Origin of the sequence: Onishia niordana (assembly GCF_004798965.1) — a bacterium.
Classification (GTDB): Bacteria; Pseudomonadota; Gammaproteobacteria; order Pseudomonadales; family Halomonadaceae; genus Onishia; species Onishia niordana.
Window position 1 is genome coordinate 1 of record NZ_SDSD01000032.1, and the last position, 349, is coordinate 349.

Here is a 349-nt window from a genome sequence, read left to right on the forward strand (position 1 = left end):
CAGCCCGATGCGCTCATAATAGCGCACCGTTTCAGGCTTGCAGCCGGCGCGCCGTGCCAGCTCGCCGATACCGATGGCATGGCTAATCTCCGGCATCCTGATGCTCCTCTCGCATGACTTGAACCTGTAGTTGCTACAGGGATTATGCTTCAAAATAAGATTAAGACATTCGGAGAAGCAACGCCATGACCGAACCAACGCAAAGCACTATCTCGTCGACGCTGACACTGCAGGTGGAAGGCATGGACTGCGGCGGCTGCGAGCGCAAGGTAGAGGCCGCTCTGGGCCGCCTGGAGGGCATCGGGGAGGTGTCGGCCAGTTCGGTCACCGGATCGGTGAGGATTCACCC

The 349-nt window shown here is 59.3% G+C and carries 2 protein-coding genes; one reads left to right on the plus strand and one right to left on the minus strand.

Going from position 1 to position 349, the window contains the following annotated elements; all coding sequences use genetic code 11:
- Nucleotides 1-96: MerR family DNA-binding transcriptional regulator (locus ETC27_RS17830; protein ID WP_136256060.1), on the minus strand; the 96-nt coding region annotated here is incomplete at its 3' end.
- Between the two features lie 89 nt (nt 97-185).
- Between ETC27_RS17830 and ETC27_RS16530 the strand changes: the two genes are divergently transcribed.
- On the plus strand, nt 186-349 hold a 164-nt coding region (locus tag ETC27_RS16530), incomplete at its 3' end, for a heavy-metal-associated domain-containing protein (protein WP_136256061.1).